The organism is Bradyrhizobium sp. 63_E2_N1_3 (genome assembly GCF_052076005.1).
GTDB lineage: Bacteria > Pseudomonadota > Alphaproteobacteria > Rhizobiales > Xanthobacteraceae > Bradyrhizobium > Bradyrhizobium barranii.
Genome location: NZ_CP197235.1, coordinates 8,613,924 through 8,631,569 on the forward strand (window position 1 = coordinate 8,613,924; position 17,646 = coordinate 8,631,569).

The 17,646-nt window shown below is 64.8% G+C and carries 17 protein-coding genes; 4 read left to right on the forward strand and 13 right to left on the reverse strand.

Going from position 1 to position 17,646, the window contains the following annotated elements:
* Positions 1-2: 2 nt before the first annotated feature.
* The 6 genes from AB7531_RS41015 to AB7531_RS41040 form a co-directional block, all read right to left on the reverse strand.
* Positions 3-1,058 carry a lysylphosphatidylglycerol synthase domain-containing protein gene (locus AB7531_RS41015; protein ID WP_063979882.1) on the reverse strand — a complete coding sequence of 352 codons (1,056 nt, stop codon included), beginning with the start codon at positions 1,056-1,058 and terminating at the stop codon, positions 3-5.
* 452 nt (positions 1,059-1,510) lie between these two features.
* Entirely contained in the window at positions 1,511-1,738 is a 228-nt protein-coding gene (locus AB7531_RS41020; protein ID WP_063979883.1) for an Rdx family protein, read from the reverse strand.
* A gap of 11 nt (positions 1,739-1,749) precedes the next feature.
* Positions 1,750-2,682, reverse strand: a complete 933-nt coding sequence (locus AB7531_RS41025; protein WP_063979884.1) for a haloalkane dehalogenase — start codon at positions 2,680-2,682, stop codon at positions 1,750-1,752.
* Positions 2,679-3,269 (reverse strand): TetR/AcrR family transcriptional regulator, encoded by a 591-nt coding sequence (locus AB7531_RS41030; RefSeq protein WP_166348139.1) that lies wholly within the window; start codon positions 3,267-3,269, stop codon positions 2,679-2,681. Before AB7531_RS41030 ends, AB7531_RS41025 begins: the two co-directional genes overlap by 4 nt.
* Before the next feature lie 125 nt (positions 3,270-3,394).
* Positions 3,395-3,691 (reverse strand): hypothetical protein, encoded by a 297-nt coding sequence (locus AB7531_RS41035; protein ID WP_063979886.1) that lies wholly within the window; start codon positions 3,689-3,691, stop codon positions 3,395-3,397.
* 2 nt (positions 3,692-3,693) lie between these two features.
* On the reverse strand, positions 3,694-5,088 hold the full coding sequence (locus AB7531_RS41040) for an OmpA family protein (RefSeq protein WP_063979887.1): 1,395 nt from the start codon (positions 5,086-5,088) through the stop codon (positions 3,694-3,696).
* Positions 5,089-5,252: 164 nt separating this feature from the next.
* Between AB7531_RS41040 and AB7531_RS41045 the strand changes: the two genes are divergently transcribed.
* Together AB7531_RS41045 and AB7531_RS41050 are read left to right on the forward strand one after the other, a co-directional pair.
* The gene (locus AB7531_RS41045; RefSeq protein ID WP_063979888.1) at positions 5,253-6,311 is read left to right on the forward strand and encodes a polysaccharide deacetylase family protein; all 1,059 of its coding nucleotides are present in this window, start codon (positions 5,253-5,255) and stop codon (positions 6,309-6,311) included.
* Positions 6,312-6,493: 182 nt separating this feature from the next.
* Entirely contained in the window at positions 6,494-7,294 is an 801-nt protein-coding gene (locus AB7531_RS41050) for an SDR family oxidoreductase (protein WP_063979889.1), read from the forward strand.
* 175 nt (positions 7,295-7,469) lie between these two features.
* Here the strand turns inward: AB7531_RS41050 and boxB are convergent, their stop codons facing one another.
* The 5 genes from boxB to AB7531_RS41075 all read right to left on the reverse strand — a co-directional run bounded on the left by boxB (position 7,470) and on the right by AB7531_RS41075 (position 13,862).
* Positions 7,470-8,906 (reverse strand): benzoyl-CoA 2,3-epoxidase subunit BoxB, encoded by a 1,437-nt coding sequence (gene boxB / locus AB7531_RS41055; RefSeq protein ID WP_063985931.1) that lies wholly within the window; start codon positions 8,904-8,906, stop codon positions 7,470-7,472.
* 128 nt (positions 8,907-9,034) lie between these two features.
* A complete protein-coding gene (gene boxC / locus AB7531_RS41060; RefSeq protein ID WP_063979890.1) occupies positions 9,035-10,723 on the reverse strand; it encodes a 2,3-epoxybenzoyl-CoA dihydrolase in 1,689 nt (562 codons plus the stop codon).
* Positions 10,724-10,839: 116 nt separating this feature from the next.
* Positions 10,840-11,367, reverse strand: a complete 528-nt coding sequence (locus AB7531_RS41065; RefSeq protein WP_063979891.1) for a DUF309 domain-containing protein — start codon at positions 11,365-11,367, stop codon at positions 10,840-10,842.
* An 18-nt stretch (positions 11,368-11,385) separates the two neighbouring features.
* Positions 11,386-12,204 (reverse strand): alpha/beta fold hydrolase, encoded by an 819-nt coding sequence (locus AB7531_RS41070; RefSeq protein ID WP_063979892.1) that lies wholly within the window; start codon positions 12,202-12,204, stop codon positions 11,386-11,388.
* Positions 12,205-12,320: 116 nt separating this feature from the next.
* The gene (locus AB7531_RS41075; RefSeq protein WP_063979893.1) at positions 12,321-13,862 is read right to left on the reverse strand and encodes a benzoate-CoA ligase family protein; all 1,542 of its coding nucleotides are present in this window, start codon (positions 13,860-13,862) and stop codon (positions 12,321-12,323) included.
* A 28-nt stretch (positions 13,863-13,890) separates the two neighbouring features.
* Between AB7531_RS41075 and AB7531_RS41080 the strand changes: the two genes are divergently transcribed.
* Entirely contained in the window at positions 13,891-14,907 is a 1,017-nt protein-coding gene (locus AB7531_RS41080) for a helix-turn-helix transcriptional regulator (RefSeq protein WP_256376492.1), read from the forward strand.
* A gap of 264 nt (positions 14,908-15,171) precedes the next feature.
* A complete protein-coding gene (locus AB7531_RS41085) occupies positions 15,172-15,567 on the forward strand; it encodes a group II truncated hemoglobin (RefSeq protein ID WP_063979894.1) in 396 nt (131 codons plus the stop codon).
* A gap of 64 nt (positions 15,568-15,631) precedes the next feature.
* On the opposite strand, the gene AB7531_RS41090 is transcribed toward AB7531_RS41085, so the two are convergent.
* Positions 15,632-15,892 (reverse strand): hypothetical protein, encoded by a 261-nt coding sequence (locus AB7531_RS41090; RefSeq protein WP_063979895.1) that lies wholly within the window; start codon positions 15,890-15,892, stop codon positions 15,632-15,634.
* Entirely contained in the window at positions 15,843-17,579 is a 1,737-nt protein-coding gene (gene ybaL, locus AB7531_RS41095) for a YbaL family putative K(+) efflux transporter (RefSeq protein WP_231143701.1), read from the reverse strand. Before ybaL ends, AB7531_RS41090 begins: the two co-directional genes overlap by 50 nt.
* Between the last annotated feature and the right edge of the window lie 67 nt (positions 17,580-17,646).

The following is a 17,646-nucleotide window of genomic DNA, read 5'->3' on the forward strand; positions in this document are numbered from 1 at the left end:
GGTCAGGCGCCGGTGTCGCTGCGCTCTCTCACATAGGCGGCTTCACGCGCCGGGCCGGGGTCGAGCTTGAGCGCCGCCTGCTGCAAGCGCTTCGATCGAGCGCCGATTATAACCTCGCGAAACGTCAGCAAGATTACAGATATGACGAAGGGGGAGAGATAATAGAGGACGCGGAACAGGAGCATGCCACCCAGCAGTTCCTCGCGGTCCATCTGCCAGAGGCCGACCAGCATGGCGGCATCGAACACGCCGAGCCCTCCCGGCGAGTGGCTGGCGAAACCGAGCAGCGTCGCCGAGACGAAGATCACCGCCACCACGACGAAGCCGAGATTGGGCTCGTCCGGGACCAGCACGTACATCGCCAGCGCACAGAAGCCGAGATCGATGATGCCAATGGCGATCTGGAGCAGCGTCAGCGGGCCGCCCGGCAGCACCACGGTCCAGGGCCCGCGGCCGACCACCCGCGGCTGGGTCCAGACCCAGACCACATAGGCGACCAGCCCCGCGATGATCATCATCGCCAGCATCCGGTTCAGCCAGGGCGGAAGCTGGTCGATCGCGGCAGCGGCTTCCGGATGGTAGGAGATGCCGAGGCCGAGCACCGCGGCATTGCCGAGCCAGAAGGTCAGGCCGGCGAGGAAGCAGATCTTTGCGACGTCGATCGCGTTCAGGCCATAGGCCGAATAGATGCGGTAGCGCACCGCGCCGCCGGTGAAGACGCTGGCGCCGACATTGTGGCCGATCGAATAGCTGGTGAAGGCGGCAAGCGCATTGATGCGGTAGGGCACATGGGCGTGACCGATCGCGCGCACGGCGAACAGATCGTAGAAGGTCAGGGTGAAATAGCCCGCGGCCACGAACAGCGCCGCCATCGCGATCTGGCTCGGCTCGGTGCTCTTGATCGCTTCGAGGACCTCGTTGACGTCGATGCCCCGCAGCATGTGGTAGAGCACATAGCAAGCGATGCCGATGACCGCGACGCTGATCACAACTCCAAGCTTATGCAGGACTTGCTTCTGGCGCAGAAACGTCATCGCCCTGCGTATGGCTTCCAGCATCTAGACCTCGAACAACGCTTCAGCGGCCGGGGTGGCCGGCGGACAGGCGGACGACGCACAGGCATTCAACGAACCCTTGCCGCCGGCTCCGGCATCGCGCATGCCCCATGCCCTTCCACTAGCGCGTTTTGGGGCGGAGTGGAATTCAGCAATTCGAACAAAAACTCGTGCCTTCAATATTTTAGGCAGGGTTGCGGGCTCCTGATGCACGGATTGGCGCTTTCGGCGGCAAGACTGACGCGAATCTCCATGGCAATCCTGCGCAGGCGCCATGAAGTTTTGATGATTTCGACCGCACAATGTTCCGTCACGACTTAAGCCGACGTCAATCCATGGGCCGCCCCCGCCTGGCGAAAGAGGGGGTGGCCGGCGCTGTTGTTCAGGGATTCAGGTGGGCCGAAAGGCCGCGGCGACGGTAGCGGCCTCAGGAAGCGATCGGAATCCGCCCCGGATCAGTGCCACGCGGAAGTGACGGCGGCCACGATTTCGTCGGTACCGGGAAAGTGGCCCTTCCTGCGGCTGGCGACGATGCTGTCGCCGACCTTGACCTGGAAGATCCCACCCTTGGCGGGCACGAGAGCCGCCTCCAGCGCCAGATGCTGCCGCAGCGCAGCAGCGGCGTCCTTGGCGCGCTTCTCGTAGCCGCAGGGACGACAATAGATGATGGTCACATCAGCCATCTCGCCCGCCTTCAGGCAGCGCGCTGCTGGCGCACGGCCTCGATGCCGGCGATCCAGCCGGCGACGGAGCGGCCGATCGCCTCGGGGTGATCCTCCTGGAGAAAGTGCAGCCCAGGTCCGAGGCGCACCAATGCGCAGTGATTCAGCGAGGCTGCGAACCGCTCGGCGAATTCGGGCGCGACGAGCGCGCCGGGCATGCCCGAGAACAACAGCTTCGGATAGGACGATGCAGCCAGCGCCGCATGCGCGGATTGGAGCATCTCGTAGACGTCGGCAGGCTCACCCGCGATCGGCAGTTCGCGGGGAAAGGCGAGAACGGGCCGGCGGCTCTCCGGCGTCGGGAATGGCGCACGGTAAGGCGCCATCTCGTCCTCGCCGAGCTTGCGAACGATGCCACCGGGCAGCACGCGTTCGACGAACGCGTTCGCCTCGAGGATCATCGCTTCGCCCTCGCCCGGCGTCCTGAATTTGCGGAACGCCGCCCTCGCCGCCTCGGCGTGGTCCTGCTCCTCCGCGACCTCGGTGTGGTGAAAGTCCTGCCAGGTCGGCATCGGGCGGATGAACTCCATGAAGGCAAGGCCGCGCACGAAATCCGGCCGGCGCGCGGCGAGATGGAACGCGAGCGCGGTGCCCCAGTCCTGCGCGACGAGGTAGGCCGATTTGATGCCGCGCTGTTCGATGAATGCATCGAGATAGCGGACGTGGTCGACGAAGCGATAGCCGATGTCGGGCTTGCCGGATTGGCCGAAGCCGACGAGATCGGGCGCGATGCAATGTGCGACCGGCGATACAAGCGGCAGGATGTTGCGCCAGATATGTGACGACGTCGGGTTGCCGTGCAAGAACAGGGCAACGGGCGCATCGCGATCTCCCGCCTCGCGATAGGCCATCGTGCCTCCCAGCACAGACGTTTTGAGAATCTCGATTTCAGTTGGCTTGCTCATGTCAGCTCCCTGAAGACGGTTTGAAAGGCGATGGTCTTGAAACGTTCGAGGGCGTTGGGATTTCGGTCGACCTTCATGCGCAGGATCGCGCCCTGCCAGGACGCGAGCAGGAAATCGGCAAGCTCTTCGGGCTCGAAATCGGATGCGATCTCGCGGCACGTCTGGGCGTCCCTGATGCAAGCGGCGAACGGCGCGCGCCATTGGGCGAAGATTTCGGCGAGACGTACACGCAGCATTTCGCTGCTGGCCGATGCCTCCAGGCTGAGATCACCGATCAGGCAGCCGCGGCCATAGCCGTCGGCCTCGAGCCGGCCGGTGATGATGTCGAGATAGCGCCGCAGCCGCGCGCGCGGCGTCAGCGAGGTGTCGTCGAGTGCCTGCGCGACCAGTCCCCTCGTGGTGTCGAAGTAGCGGTCGAGCACCTCGGAGGCGAATATCTCTTTGGAGCGAAAATGGTTGGTGAAGGACCCCTGCGGCGCGCCTGCCGCAGCGGTGACGTCGCGCACGCTGGTGCCGTGATAGCCGGTCCTGAACATGACCTTCAGGCCGGCATCGAGGATGGCGTCTTTGAGTGAGGGCTTTGGCACGAGGGAATTAATACGTACGTACGTATTAATGTCAAGCGCATTCTGATCGTTCAGCAATTTGCTTGCCGATCAGGCCGTTATCGCAATGTTGGATAGAGGCCCGCCCTCCGAGAGAGCCCAAGGACTCAGGCCGCCGGCTGGCTCCGCGAGACCACCCTGTCGCGAAGCCAGGCGCCGATGGTGCAGCCGACTAGGTAGCAGGCGAACATGACCAGCCCGAGATCGAGCCAATAGCCGAAGCGGCCGGGCACCACATGCGCGAAGGAGGCTGCGACCAGGGCGGCGGCAAGCACGGCGAGCCAGCGCGCGGTCACCTTCGAGGTACCGTTGCCGCGCTGGACCACCGAGATCCAGCCCATGCAAAAGCCCAGCAGCAGCGAGCCGATCAGCCAGCCCAGATGGAATGAGACGAGATAGGGCATCGTCACCTCACCAGAAATTCGATGCGGCGGTTCTGCGCCTTGCCTTCGTCGGTGTCATTGCCGGCGAGGGGCTGCGTGGCGCCATAGCCGACCGGGGTGAAGCGGGTGGCCGGCAGCCCGGCCTTGACCAGATAGTCGATCACGGCCTGCGCGCGCTTCTCCGAGAGAGCCTGGTTGAAGGAGTCCTCACCGTCGGCATCGGTGTGCCCGGCCACCTCGATATTGGTGGTGGGGCAGCGCAGCGCCGTCTCGATCAGGTGGTCGAGAATGCCGGCGGAATCCGGGTCGATGTCGGCGCGTTTCGTTGCGAAGCGGATCTTGCCCTTGTTCAGGAGCTCCGTGAACAATTGCTGGCAGACCGTGCCGTCGACCGGGCCCGCGGCAGGCTTCACCGTAATCTCCGGCTTGTACTGCCAGTTCTTCGGGAAGTCCTTGCCGAGGCCTGCGCGGATGTCGTTGGCGGCCCCTTCGTAGAGCGCGTCACCCGACAGCTTCACCTCGCGATCGGACACCACGAGCGTACCGGTCGACAGCCGCGACAGCCCGCCTAGCGCTGCGACCACGGCAGTATTGAAGGAGCCGGGTGCGCCGACGCTGGCCTTGAGATTGTCGACGACCTTTTCGGTGAAGAACTTTCGCGAGGCACTCGTTGCAATGGCCGCGTGCACGTTGTTGTCAGGCACGTAGCCCGTCAGCGTCACCGTCGCAGCAACCGGGTCCTTGTAGGCCTGGAAGATGTAGGGCGGCGCCTTGACATCGTTGGCGGCGACCGAAAAGCCCTCCGGCAGGTTCTTGAGCGCGGCCGCGATCGCCTCACGGCCGCCGAGGTCGCGCGCCATGCCCGACAGATTGACCTTGGTGTCGGTGATCGTGATCTTGCCGTCCTTGAGCTTGCCGATCTGGTCGAGCAGCAGCATCGCTGCGGCCTCGAACCGCGGCGGTGCGCCCCTGGCCAGGCCCATCTGATCGGCGACCTCGGTCCCGTTGACCTCCTTGCGCGCGGCCTCGGTCAGGCGCGCCTTCATCGACGGCAGGGGCGCGGAGCCGGACAGCGTCACCCGCACCACGTCACGCTCGGCATTCCAGACGAAGGGCGTTGCTTCGGGAACAAGGCGGGTCCGGTCGTCGACCAGGCGCACGCCCGGGACGAGCTCGACCGCCATCACGGCATCGCGGCGCCCCTCCTCGGAAAAGGCGTCCGCGGCCAGGCCGACGTCCCGGCCGTCCACCGCGATCCGGGTCTTGTCCAGAACGGTCTCCTTGAGCGCCGCCGAGCTGCGGGCGGACAGGTCCGCCTCGACCGGCAAGGTATTATTCCAGGCCGCAAATCCCCACATGACGGCCAGGGGGATCAGCCCTGGCCACCATTTGCTGGCCCACCTGAAAAGCTTCTGCATTCAACGACCCGAACTCTGGAACCGGAGACAAAACAAACCCTTGGCGGGCTGTCAAACCGGAAATGATGCCCTTCCGAAGGCCATGCGTCGACAATTGGAATAACTTTTTCTTCAAGGGTTCTTCCGTAAGTTGAAAGTGGAATGCCAGAGTTCGCCAGCCGGTCATGAAACAACTCCGAAACAACGTCATCCGCGCCGGGCTGGGGGCACTCTATTTCAGCGGGGCGCACCACCTGTTGCGCCCGCTCTTGTCGGGCGTCGGCGCCATTTTCATGCTGCACCATGTGCGGCCGGCCCGCGAGGCCGCGTTCCAGCCGAACCGGCACCTCGAAGTCACCCCCGATTTCCTGCGCGCCACGCTGAGCCATTTGCGCTCGCGCGGGATCGACATCGTCAGCATGGACGAGCTGCATGAGCGGCTGGTGCAGGGCCGCTTCACCCGCCCCTTCGCCGCCTTCACCCTCGACGACGGTTACCGCGACAATCTCGAATTCGCGCTGCCGGTTCTGCGCGAATTTGACGCGCCCTTGGCCGTCTATGTCGCGAGCGAGTTTGCCGAGGGCACCGGACGTCTGTGGTGGACCGCGCTGGAAACCGTGATCGCCAAGGCCGAACAGATCGACATCCAGATCGGCAATTCCGCGCTTCGGCTGGATGCAACGACCCCTGCTGCAAAACAGGTTGCGTTCGACCGCCTGCACGATTGGCTGCGCGCGCTGCCGGGCGAACATGATCTCAAGCGCGAGATCGAGGCGCTCTGCGCCAGATACGACGTCGACATGGCCGCGCTGTGCCGCAGCCTGTGCCTGTCCTGGGACGAGGTGAAGGCATTTTCCGCCGATCCGCTGGTCACGATCGGCGCGCACACCATCAGCCATTGCAATCTCGCCAGGCAGAGCGAGGGGATCGCCGCACAGGAGATGGCGGTAAGCCGCGCGCGGATCGAGCAGGCGCTCGGCCGTACCGTGCTGCACTTCGCCTACCCCTATGGCGACCGCGAAGCGGCGGGCGAGCGCGAATTCGCTCTCGCTGCATCGGCCGGCTTCAAGACCGCGGTGACGACCCGGCCCGGCATGCTGTTCGCCGAGAACGCCGGCCACATGACCGCGCTGCCGCGCGTCTCGCTCAACGGCAATTACCAGGACGCGCGAATTTTGCCGGTGCTGACCTCAGGCGCCGCGACCGCAATGTGGAACGGCTTTCGCCGGATCGCGGCGGCCTGATCCATCAACACACTCAGACCTCATCCTGAGGAGCGCTCCAAAGGAGCGCGTCTCGAAGGATGGCCGCCCGCATCCTTCGAGACGCGCTGACGCGCTCCTCAGGATGAGGGCGGAGCTGGCCAGCGCCTTCCTTGACTCCCCTCTCGGCCGCGCTCAAAACGGCGTCAACCAAGGGAGGCACCATGTTCAACGATCTGTTCTCGCTCAAAGGCCGTGTCGCGCTCGTGACCGGCGGGTCGCGCGGCATCGGCAAGATGATCGCGGCGGGCTTCCTCGCGCAAGGCGCGGCGAAGGTCTACATCACCGCGCGCAAGGCCGGGCCGTGCGAGGCGACGGCGAAAGAGCTCTCCGCCCAATATGACGGCGAATGCGTCGCGCTGCCGATCGATATCTCGACCATCGAGGGCTGCGACAGGCTGGCCTCCGAAATCATCAAGCTGGAGCCGAAGCTCGACATCCTCGTCAACAATGCGGGTGCGGCCTGGGGCGCGGATTTCGACGAATTCCCGGAGAGCGGCTGGGACAAGGTGATGGACCTCAACGTCAAGTCGCTGTTCTTCCTGACCAAGGCGCTGGCAAAGCCGTTGCGCGCGGCGGCCTCGCACGAGCGGCCAGCCAAGGTGATCAACATCGCCTCGGTCGACGGCATCTTCGTCAATCCCAGCGAGACCTATTCCTACGCCGCCAGCAAGGCCGCCGTGATCCATCTGACACGGCGCATGGCGACGAAGCTGATCAAGGACAACATCAACGTCACCGCGATCGCGCCGGGCGCGTTCAAGTCCGACATGAACCGCGCTGCGCGCGACCATGCGGACGAGGTCGCAAAGCGCATTCCGGCGCGGCGTATCGGAACCGATGAGGACATGGCCGGCGTCGCGATCTACCTCGCCTCGCGCGCGGGTGATTACGTGGTCGGCAACACCATCGCGGTGGATGGCGGCGTGGTGTACGCCAATGCGGGGCTGGAGATCGCCGGGTAGGCGGGGCGTTTCAGCACAGAGCGCGCGTCACACTCCGCAGTCATGCCCCGGCTTGACCGGGGCATCCAGTACGCTGCAGCGTCTCGATCTATCTCTGCCGCCTCTGGAATACTGGATCACCCGCTTTCGCGGGTGATGACACCATTTGCATTGTGCGAGGGTCGAACCCTGACTCTTACGACTCGATCTTCACGTACTCGAAATCGCCGGGCTTGTTGTCGATGCCGACCTTCGGCGGCGAGATCCAGGAGGCGAACTGGCCGGTCTCGGTGACGGGCTGCATCAGCGAGGTGATGAAGTCGCCGTCGGCGGTCGAGGGCAGCCACTCGTCCTTGCGCTTCGCCCAAATGGCATCGTCGATCAAAAGACCATCCGGCGTCGCATGGATGCCCTTGAACTCGCCGATATGGCGATGGAAAGCGACGTTGGGCAGTTTGAGCTGGAAGTTATAGCCGGCGGTCGAGATCACCTTGTTCCAGCGCAGCATGCCCTTGACGCAGTCCTGGCTGTAATCGTCGCGCAGGCGCATGTTGAGCGCCGTCAGCGCCGGCTCGTCGACCAGCTTGATCTCACCGTCGATGAACTTGAGCACCGGATAGGTGGCGTTCTTGAGCTGGTGATCGTCGTCGATCTGGGTCTCGTGATAACGGCCCTTGATGCCGGTGTTGAAGGCGTTGGCCGCGTTGGTCGAGACCTCCGAGCCGAACAGGTCGAGCGACAGCGTGTAGTGCAGGTTCAGCTTCTTCTGGATCGTCGGCAGGTCGATCACGCCGAGCGCGCGAACCTTTGCGATGTCGGTGGGATCGGTGATGCCGGCTTCGCGCATCGCGTCACAAGTGCGCTGCACGACGCGGGTGATGCCGGTCTCGCCGACGAACATATGGTGCGCTTCTTCCGTCAGCATGAAACGGCAGGTGCGCGACAAGGGATCGAAGCCCGACTGCGCGAGCGAGTGCAGCTGCATCTTGCCGTCGCGGTCGGTGAAGTAGGTGAACATGAAGAAGGACAGCCAGTCCGGCGTCGCCTCGTTGAAGGCACCGAGCATGCGCGGCGCATCGGCATCGCCCGAGCGACGGCGCAGCAAGTCATCCGCTTCCTCGCGGCCGTCGCGGCCAAAGTACTTCTGGAGCAGGTAGACCATCGCCCAGAGGTGGCGGCCTTCCTCGACATTGACCTGGAACAAATTGCGCATGTCGTAGAGCGAGGGCGCGGTCTTGCCGAGGTGGCGCTGCTGCTCGACGGAAGCCGGCTCGGTGTCGCCCTGGATCACGATCAGGCGGCGCAGCATGGCGCGATACTCGCCCGGGACTTCCTGCCACGCAGGCTCGCCGAAATGCTCGCCGAACGGAACGACGCGGTTCTCCTCCTGCGGCGCAAGCAGGATGCCCCAGCGATAGTCGGGCATGCGGACGTAATCGAACTTGGCCCAGCCGCGCGGATCGACGGAATAGGCGGTGCGCAGGTACACCAGCGACTCCTGGAAGCCCTCCGGCCCCATGTCGCTCCACCAGTCCATATAGCCGGGATGCCAGCCTTCCAGCGCCTTCAGCACCTGGCGGTCTTCGGCGAGATTCACGTTGTTCGGAATCTTGGTCGAGTAGTCGACGTTCATGATGTTCATGGTGGACCTCCCGTGGGGGACTGATTCATTCAACGATTGGCATCGAACCGTGAGCTTGCGAATGGCGAATGGTGAGTAGCGAATGGAAATCCCTATTCGCCATTCACCACTCCTACTCGCTAAACTCTCGTCATATCGAATTTCGGCTTCTGGCCGCTGCCGTAGCGGCGCAGCGCGCCTTCCTCGCCGACCGCGTTCGGGCGCTGGAAGATCCAGTTCTGCCACGCGGTGAGGCGCGCGAAGATTTTTGATTCCATCGTCTCGGGGCCGACGAAGCGCAGGCTGGCTTCCATGCCGGTGAGGCTGTCGGGCGAGAAGCTGGCGCGCTCCTCGAGGAACACGCGCACCTCGTCGTCCCAGTCGATGTCGTCGAGCGCGAAGGTGACGAGGCCGAGCTCTTCCGCCTGCTCGGCGTCGAGCGCGGTGCCCATGGTGGCTTCCGCACGCTCGACGTCGGACGGATCGGCCTGGAAGCGCGATTCCAGCCGGGTCAGGCCGTGGCTCATCGGATACGGACCGAAGTTCATGGCCGACAATTCGATCGACGGCGGCGGACGGTTGTCGCCCTGGCGCGTGCCGATCAGCATGTAGGAGCGGTCGGCGGCGAAGACGAGCTCGGCGAGCGTGCCGGCAAAGCAGGAGCCGGGCTCGACCAGCGTCACCAGCGTGCGCGAGGTGACGTCGATGCGCTTCAGCACGCGCTTCCAATAGTGCCTGATTTCGTTGACCAGCCAGTGCGCCTTGTTGGCTTCGAGGAAGCCATCGGATGCCAGCACATGGGCGCGGTCGCCATGGCTCTTGAAGACGAGCATCGCAATCTCGAGCTCGTTGATGCGCAGATGCAGGATGGCGTCGTCGAGCTCGCGCGCGACCTGGAGCGGCCAGAACGAAGATCCCTGCGCCATCACGCCGTCGACGTCGGCCGGCGGAGCGGCCTCCGGCGCCTTGATCGAGATGGTGGCGATGCGCGCCGTGCGATCGATGTCGACGCTGACAAAACCGTAGCGGATGCTGGTCTCGTCGATGACGCGCCTGAGCGGCGTCAGCGCGATGCCCTTGCCGCTGCCCTTGCGCTTCGACTGGCCTGCGAACTCCTTGGCGCGCTCGGCGATCTTGGCCTCGAGCTTCGAGTTCGGCGCGATCTCGTCGACGAGGCGCCACTGCACGGCGCGCTTGCCCTTCACGCCTTCCTCGATGGTGCAGAAGAAATCGGCGTGGTCGCGGCGCACCTTGCGCTTGTCGACGACGCGGGTGAGGCCGCCGGTGCCCGGCAATACCGCGAGCAACGGCACTTCGGGCAGCGCAACGGCCGACGAGCCGTCATCGGCGAGGATGATGTGGTCGGTCGCGAGCGCCAGCTCATAGCCGCCGCCGGCGGCCGAGCCGTTCACCACCGTGATGAAGCGCTGGCCGGAATTCTCCGACGAATCTTCCATGCCGTTGCGGGTCTCGTTGGTGAATTTGCAGAAGTTCACCTTGTGGGCATGGGTCGAGCCCGCAAGCATGCGGATGTTGGCGCCGGCGCAGAACACGCGGTTCTTGGCCGAGCGCATCACCACGACCTTCACCTCGGGGTGTTCGAAACGCAGGCGCTGGACGACGTCCGCCAGCTCGATGTCGACGCCGAGATCGTAGGAATTGAGCTTGAGCAGATAGCCTTCGAACAGGCCGCCATTCTCGTCGACGTCCATGGTCAGGGTGGCGACGTCGCCATCGACCGCAAGCTTCCAGTGCTTGTAGCGGGACGGGACGGTCTGGAAATCGATGAATGTCGCGCCGCCTGCGAGGCGCCGATCTTCCCCGGCCATGGGCCACCCTTGAGCTTGGTTATGCGTTTTGGCTGTAGCGTTAGATGCACAATAGTGCATCTTTTCGAAAGCGTCTAGCCCTTAACGGCCATCGCATGCACTTTGTTTCATGAGGCCTATTGAGACCGCACAATGGCGCCGAGGGTGATCCAGTCCGCCTTCGAGAGTTCGGAACGGCCCAGCTTGGCCTGGAGCAGAGCCGTCAGCGCCGGAATGGGGAAGCTCTCGACAAAGCCGTCGCCGCCCGCGGCTGCCTTGCGCGAGTTCAGCGCCCGTAACTCTGCCTGCGCGTCGCCGAACAGGCGCGCGGCCGAATGCAGCCGCTGCATGCGCAGTCGCAAATTGGCATTGGCGATGTGAATGCAGGCGCGCAGCAGAATACGCTCGCGGCCGCCTTGCGGGGCTGCGGCCCACACCGCTTCCAGCACCTCCTGCGATTCCCAGAAATAGCCGCGGTCGTTGAGCGCGAGCCCGTAGCGCAGCGCCGGATGGCGCGCCGGCACGTAGCCGCGGAAGGCCGAGGGCACCAGCACCTTGGCCAGGTCAAGCGTCTCGTAATCCGCGTCGACCCCGTCGGTCTCGCCCGGCACATAGGCCCATCGCGGCCACGGCAACGGGCCGCTTGCATCCGAAGGCACATTCATGGATGTGCCTTCGCAGAATCATGCGGCGCGTCCTTGAAGTCCCTGATCGTCGCGCAGGGCCGCTCTTGCAAATTGCTCAATCGCGTCAAGCGTCGCCCCCGGCGCTTCACGATGCGGGGAATGTCCCGCGTCTGAAATAATTTTCAAATCTACCGGACAATAACACTCTTCCTGCGCAATATCGACCTGTCGCAGTGTCCCATATTGGTCGTCCTTGCCCTGCACGACCAGGATGGGAACGCGGATGTAGGCGAGGTATTCCGAGATGTCCCAGTCGCGGAATTTCGGATCGAGCCAGGCACGGTTCCAGCCGTAGAAGGCGTTGTCGACATCCTTGTGCCAGCGCGCCAGCTTCGCCTTGAGGTCGGTGGTCTCGAAGGTCGTCTTGATCGCAGCGATGGATTTCACCGAGATGTCCTCGACGATGAAATGCGGCGCCATCAGCACGAGGCCTTGCAGACGGTGATCCTGATGCGCACCGGCATAGATCGTCGCGATCGAGGCGCCGTCGGAATGGCCGAGCAGGAGGCCGCGCTTGAAGGAAATCGCGTCGAGGATCTTCGGCAGCACATCCAGCGCCTCGCGCTGCATGTAATCGAGCGGCCGCGGCAGCGTGACCGCGCTGGATTGGCCGTAGCCCGCGCGCGAATAGACGAAGATGCCGGCGCCGGTGGCTAGCTGGAGCTTCTCGGGGAAGTCGCCCCACAGGCCGACGGAGCCGAGGCCTTCATGCAGCATGACGATGGTGGGTGCATCGGCGTCCTGCGGGGCGAGCCATTTGTATTCGAGGCTGGCGCTGCCGATGGTCAGGAAGCCGGTGGGGGTGAGGTTGGTCATTTCTTCGCTCTTCTTTCTCCGTCGTCATGCCCGGGCTTGACCCGGGCATCCACGCCTTTCCTCAATCGCGGATGCACGTGGATGGCCGGGTCAAGCCCGGCCATGACGACCGATTGCTAGTTTGCGCCCTCGCGCAATTTGAACCGCTGGATCTTCCCCGTCGCCGTCTTCGGCAGTGACTCCACCACGTCGATCCAGCGCGGATATTTCCACGGGCCGATCTTCTGCTTGACGTGCTCCTTCAGCATCTCCTGCAAGTCCGCCGTCGCCGCGCCCGGACGCAGCACGACGAAGGCCTTCGGCTTCAGCAGGCCTTCCGGATCGGCTTCGGGCACGACGGCCGCTTCCAGCACGGCGGGATGCGTGATCAGCGCGCTCTCGACCTCGAACGGCGAGACCCAGATGCCGGAGACCTTGAACATGTCGTCGGCGCGGCCGCAGAAGGTGTAGCGGCCTTCGCCATCGCGGACATATTTGTCGCCGGTGCGGGTCCATGGCCCTTCAAACGTGCGGCGGCTCTTGTGGCGCTGGTTCCAGTAGCCCTCGCCGGCGGAGGGCGCATCGACCAGCAGCTCGCCGACCTCGCCGTCGGCGACATCCTGGCCGGCCTCGTTGACGAGCCGCACCGCATAGCCCGGCACCGGCTTGCCCGAGGAGCCGTATTTGATGTCGCCGGGCGCGTTCGACAGGAAGATGTGCAAGAGCTCGGTCGAGCCGACGCCGTCGAGGATGTCGACGCCGAAGCGCGCCTTCCAGCTGTTGCCGACGGATTCCGGCAACGCCTCGCCGGCCGAGGTGCAGATGCGGAGCGACTTGCCGCCGCGCTCGGCCTTCATCGTCTCGTCGTTGAGCATCGCCGCGAACAGCGTCGGCACGCCGTAGAAGATCGAGGGATTGTACCTGTTCATCAGGTCGAACATGCGCGCCGGCGTCGGGCGCTCGCTGTTCAGCACCACGGTGGCGCCGACCGACATCGGAAAAGTCAGCGCATTGCCGAGGCCATAGGCGAAGAACAGTTTTGCCGCAGACAGGCAGACGTCGTTCTCGCGGATGCCGAGCACCTGGCTCGCATAGGTGTCCGCGGTCGCCTGCAAATTCGAATGGATGTGGCGCACGCCCTTGGGCATGCCGGTTGAGCCCGACGAATACAGCCAGAATGCGGGCTCGTCGGGATGCGTCGCGGCGGTCGTGAACTGGTCGCTCTCGCCGGCGAGCTCTTCCGCGAGCTGCTTGTGGCCGTTCATCTTGGCGCCGGAGACCACGACATGCTCGAGATCCGGCATGCGGCCGACGACGTCCTTGATGACGGGATAGAGTGCTTCGGAGACGAACAGCACGCGCGCGCGGCAATCGGCGAGGATGTAGGCGTATTGATCTGATGTCAGCAGCGTGTTCAGCGGCACCGGCACGATGCCGGCGCGGATCGCGCCCAGAAACACGATCGGGAAATCGACCGTGTCCAGCATGATCATCGCCACGCGCTCCTCGCGGCGGACCCCGAGCCGGCGCAGCATGTTGGCGGCGCGCCGGGTCTCGCGCTGGAGCTCGCCATAGGTGAGCCGCGAGACGGTGTCGTCGAAGGCGAGCTTTCCTCCCCTGCCGTCCTCGACGTTGCGGTCGAGCAGCCAGGTCACCGCGTTATAGGATCCCTCGCTCACGGACTTCTCCCCCGATTTTAGAATTATAATTCATAGAAAGACACCGCGGCGGCTTGCTGTCAATGCTGGCAGGCACTATGTTTCATTAAAACGCGCCGCAGGGCATCAACTAAAGAAGGCCCATGATCTGCAGTCCATGACCGACAGTCCCGACGCCGAATCCCGATTTCTCGAACAGCTCGGCCAGCGCGTGCGCACCATGCGCGCGCTGCGCGGCATGTCGCGCAAGGTGCTCGCCAAGGTATCGGGAATTTCGGAGCGCTACATCGCGCAGCTCGAGAGCGGCAAGGGCAACGTCTCCATCGTGTTGCTGCGCCGCGTCTCCGATGCGATGGGTGCGCATCTCGAAGACCTGCTTCCCTCGGCCGATCCGACGCCGGACTGGCAGATGTTTCGCGATCTCCTGCGCAAGGCGACGCCGGCGCAAATCGCTCAGGCCAAGGACGTTCTCGCCGGCGGCAGCGCGTCGGCGCCGCGGCGCGCACCGTTCTGCGGCATCGCGCTGATCGGCCTGCGCGGCGCCGGCAAATCGACACTTGGGCGGATGCTGGCGAAGAAGGTCGGCTGGAGTTTCGTCGAGCTCAACAAGGAGGTCGAGCAGCAGAACGGGCTCTCGGTCGCCGAGATCATCGCGCTCTACGGCCAGGAAGGCTTTCGCCGCATGGAGCAGGCAGCGCTGCAACAGCTGCTCGCGCGCAACGAGCTGATGGTGCTGGCGACCGGCGGCGGCATCGTGTCGGAGCCGTTGACCTTCGACCAGATCCTGTCGTCGTTCTACACGATCTGGCTGAAGGCCGAGCCCGAGGAGCACATGGCCCGCGTTCGCCGCCAGGGCGACCTGCGCCCGATGGCGGACGACCGCTCCGCAATGGCCGAGCTGCGCAACATCTTGCTGAGCCGCGAACCGTTGTATTCGCGCGCGACGGCGGTGGTCGATACGGCAGGGCTGTCGGTCGATGCGGCGGCTGCACGGCTGATCGATGCGGTGCGGCCGGTGCTGCAAAACGAAGCGCGGAGTTTCGGCCTGCGCAGCGTGGCGCTGTAAGGCGATCTCTCACGGCACGCTCGCTGCGTTCCCTCCCCCCTTGCGGGGGAGGGTTAGGGAGAGGGGTGCCACACGGGGACTCCATCACTCGCGCAACGCGCTTCTTCTTCGCGACAACCAACACCATTTCCTGGGCGACCCCTCCCCTGCCCTCCCCCGCAAGGGAGGAGGGAGCAGAGCTGAGCGCGCAGCTACGCCATGCGTCCCCTTTTCGTTTCGCAAAGGGAGACGATATGAAGAGCCTTGCACCAGACAGGACTCACGATGACCTCCAGCGACGTCACCACCTCCATGTTCGAGCGGATCGGCGGCAGCGCGACGATCGACTCTCTGGTCGACCGTTTCTACGAGCGCATGGACACGCTGCCGGAGGCGAAAATAATCCGCGCGATGCACGCGGATGACCTCGGACTGATCAGGGACGTGCTGAAGCGCTATCTCACCGAATGGACCGGCGGCCCAAAACTCTATTCCGTCGAGAAGGGCCATCCGCGGCTGCGGCAGCGGCATATCGGCTTTGCCATTGGCGACGCCGAGCGCGATGCGTGGCTGCTCTGCATGCGCGGCGCGCTGGACGAGACGGTCACGGACGCCGCCGCGCGGCAGGACCTCGACAAGGCGATATCGGGCCTTGCCGACTGGATGCGCAATCGGCAGTGACACAGAACGCGAGGCGGGGACGCGGTGGGCTACTCCAGCGGACTGCGCTTCGCGCAGCTGCAGGTTAACCCACCCTGCGCACCCCAGCCCTGTCATTGCACGCGTCAAACACCGAGCGATCCAGCGCCTCGGCCACAAAGCCCGCCACATAAATCAATGCCAGGATCGCCGCGGAGATCGCCATTGTCTCCGCATGCGCGAGCCCCCACCGCAACAACCGCTGCAACAATGTCGGCGGCGGAAAGCGGTAGGTCCGGCCCTTCGGCGTGATCAGGTCAAACGACCGAACCGACCGCGAGCGCACGTGGATCTTGCTGGGCAGCATCCGGATTTCTCCTCTCCAGCTCCTCGATCATGCCGCGCGCGATCTCCCGCTCGCCCATGATGACGACATCCGCCCCCAGCCCCTTCAAATGATCGACCTCGGCATCCGCATGCGCTCGCGCGATGATGCGGATGTCCGGATTGGCCGCACGCGCCTGCTGCACGATCTGCCCTGCCTCGAACGCCTCGGGGATCGCGATGACGAGATGCCGCGCCCGTGACGGATTGGTGGCGCCGAGAATTTCGGGCTGCGCGGCATTGCCCATGACGGTCTCGATGCCGCCCTGCTTCAGCTTCGCCAGTGCACTCTCGCCGACCTCGGCGACAAGGAACGGCAATTGCCGCTGCTTCAGGGCATCGCCGACGAGCGCGCCGACGCGGCCATAGCCGATCACGATCGTATGGTCGGTCAGGTCCGTGGTGCGGATCGGTTCGGGCACGGCGGCCGCGGCCTGCGGTGAATCCCGGCGCGGGTCGAGACGCGGCGCGAGCCAGGTGGCGGCCGCGAACATCAGCGGGTTGAGCATGATGGAGAGGATCGCGCCAGCCATGATCAGGTCGCGGCCGTCGCTGGGCAGGATCTGCGAGGCGACGCCGAGCTCGGCCAGGATGAACGAGAACTCGCCGATCTGCGACAGGCTCGCCGAGATCGTCAGCGCGGTCGCGACCGGATGCCGGAACAGGACCACGATCAGGAACGCCGCGAGTGATTTGCCGAGCATGATAATCGCCAGCGTCGCCAGCAGCGGCCAGGGCTCGCGGACCACGCTCATCGGATCGAACATCATGCCGACCGAGACGAAGAACAGCACGGCGAAGGCATCGCGCAGCGGCAGCGATTCCTGCGCGGCGCGTGCACTGAGCGGCGATTCCCGCAGCATCATGCCGGCGAAGAACGCGCCCAGCGCCAGCGACACGTCGAACAGCTTCGTCGCCCCGAATGCGATGCACAGCGCGATCGCAAGCACGCCAAGACGGAACAATTCGCGCGAGCCGGTATGCGCGATGTAGTGCAGGATCCAGGGAATCACCCGGCGCCCCACCACCAGCATCAGCCCGATGAACACGATGATCTTGGCCAGGGTCAGCATCACGATGCCGGCAAGCCCGAAGCCGGCCTGCGCGGCCAGCGGCTCGAAGGCTGGCTTGTCACCGCTGGCGCCCTGAAGGCTTGCGATCGCCGGGAACAGCACCAGCACGAGCACCATCGCGAGGTCCTCGACGATGAGCCAGCCGACCGCGATGCGGCCGCGATCGGTCTCCATCAGGCGCCGCTCCTGCAGCGCGCGAAGCAGGACCACAGTGCTCGCGACCGACAACGCCAGTCCGAACACGAGTCCCGCACCGACGCTCCAGCCCATCAGCCATGAAAGGCCGAGTCCCATCAGTGTGGCGACCGCAATCTGCACGACGGCGCCCGGAACGGCGATGTGCCGGACGCTCAGCAGATCCTGGAGCGAAAAATGCAGGCCGACGCCGAACATCAGCAAGATAATGCCGAGTTCGGCAAGCTCGGTCGCAAGCGCCTGGTCGGCGACGAAGCCTGGCGTGAACGGCCCGACGGCAACGCCGGCGAGCAGGTAGCCGACAAGCGGCGGAATGCGGAACCGCTGCGCTATAGTTCCGAGTACGAAAGCTAGTCCAAGTCCGACGACGATGGTGGCGATGAGAGGTGTGTCATGCGGCATTTTTGCCTTTTGACACAGCGCGCGCGCCGGCGCACCGCGACCAAGTGAGGCGGCTCAGCGCGCGACG

What these genes read in the sequence shown, in the direction of transcription:
- AB7531_RS41015 (WP_063979882.1), bottom strand. Translation starts at nt 1,058, where the DNA reads ATGCTGGAAGCCATACGCAGGGCGATGACGTTTCTGCGCCAGAAGCAA.
- AB7531_RS41020 (WP_063979883.1), bottom strand. Translation starts at nt 1,738, where the DNA reads ATGGCTGATGTGACCATCATCTATTGTCGTCCCTGCGGCTACGAGAAG.
- AB7531_RS41025 (WP_063979884.1), bottom strand. Translation starts at nt 2,682, where the DNA reads ATGAGCAAGCCAACTGAAATCGAGATTCTCAAAACGTCTGTGCTGGGA.
- AB7531_RS41035 (WP_063979886.1), bottom strand. Translation starts at nt 3,691, where the DNA reads ATGCCCTATCTCGTCTCATTCCATCTGGGCTGGCTGATCGGCTCGCTG.
- AB7531_RS41040 (WP_063979887.1), bottom strand. Translation starts at nt 5,088, where the DNA reads ATGCAGAAGCTTTTCAGGTGGGCCAGCAAATGGTGGCCAGGGCTGATC.
- AB7531_RS41045 (WP_063979888.1), top strand. Translation starts at nt 5,253, where the DNA reads ATGAAACAACTCCGAAACAACGTCATCCGCGCCGGGCTGGGGGCACTC.
- AB7531_RS41050 (WP_063979889.1), top strand. Translation starts at nt 6,494, where the DNA reads ATGTTCAACGATCTGTTCTCGCTCAAAGGCCGTGTCGCGCTCGTGACC.
- boxB (WP_063985931.1), bottom strand. Translation starts at nt 8,906, where the DNA reads ATGAACGTCGACTACTCGACCAAGATTCCGAACAACGTGAATCTCGCC.
- boxC (WP_063979890.1), bottom strand. Translation starts at nt 10,723, where the DNA reads ATGGCCGGGGAAGATCGGCGCCTCGCAGGCGGCGCGACATTCATCGAT.
- AB7531_RS41065 (WP_063979891.1), bottom strand. Translation starts at nt 11,367, where the DNA reads ATGAATGTGCCTTCGGATGCAAGCGGCCCGTTGCCGTGGCCGCGATGG.
- AB7531_RS41070 (WP_063979892.1), bottom strand. Translation starts at nt 12,204, where the DNA reads ATGACCAACCTCACCCCCACCGGCTTCCTGACCATCGGCAGCGCCAGC.
- AB7531_RS41085 (WP_063979894.1), top strand. Translation starts at nt 15,172, where the DNA reads ATGACCTCCAGCGACGTCACCACCTCCATGTTCGAGCGGATCGGCGGC.
- AB7531_RS41090 (WP_063979895.1), bottom strand. Translation starts at nt 15,892, where the DNA reads ATGCTGCCCAGCAAGATCCACGTGCGCTCGCGGTCGGTTCGGTCGTTT.
- ybaL (WP_231143701.1), bottom strand. Translation starts at nt 17,579, where the DNA reads ATGCCGCATGACACACCTCTCATCGCCACCATCGTCGTCGGACTTGGA.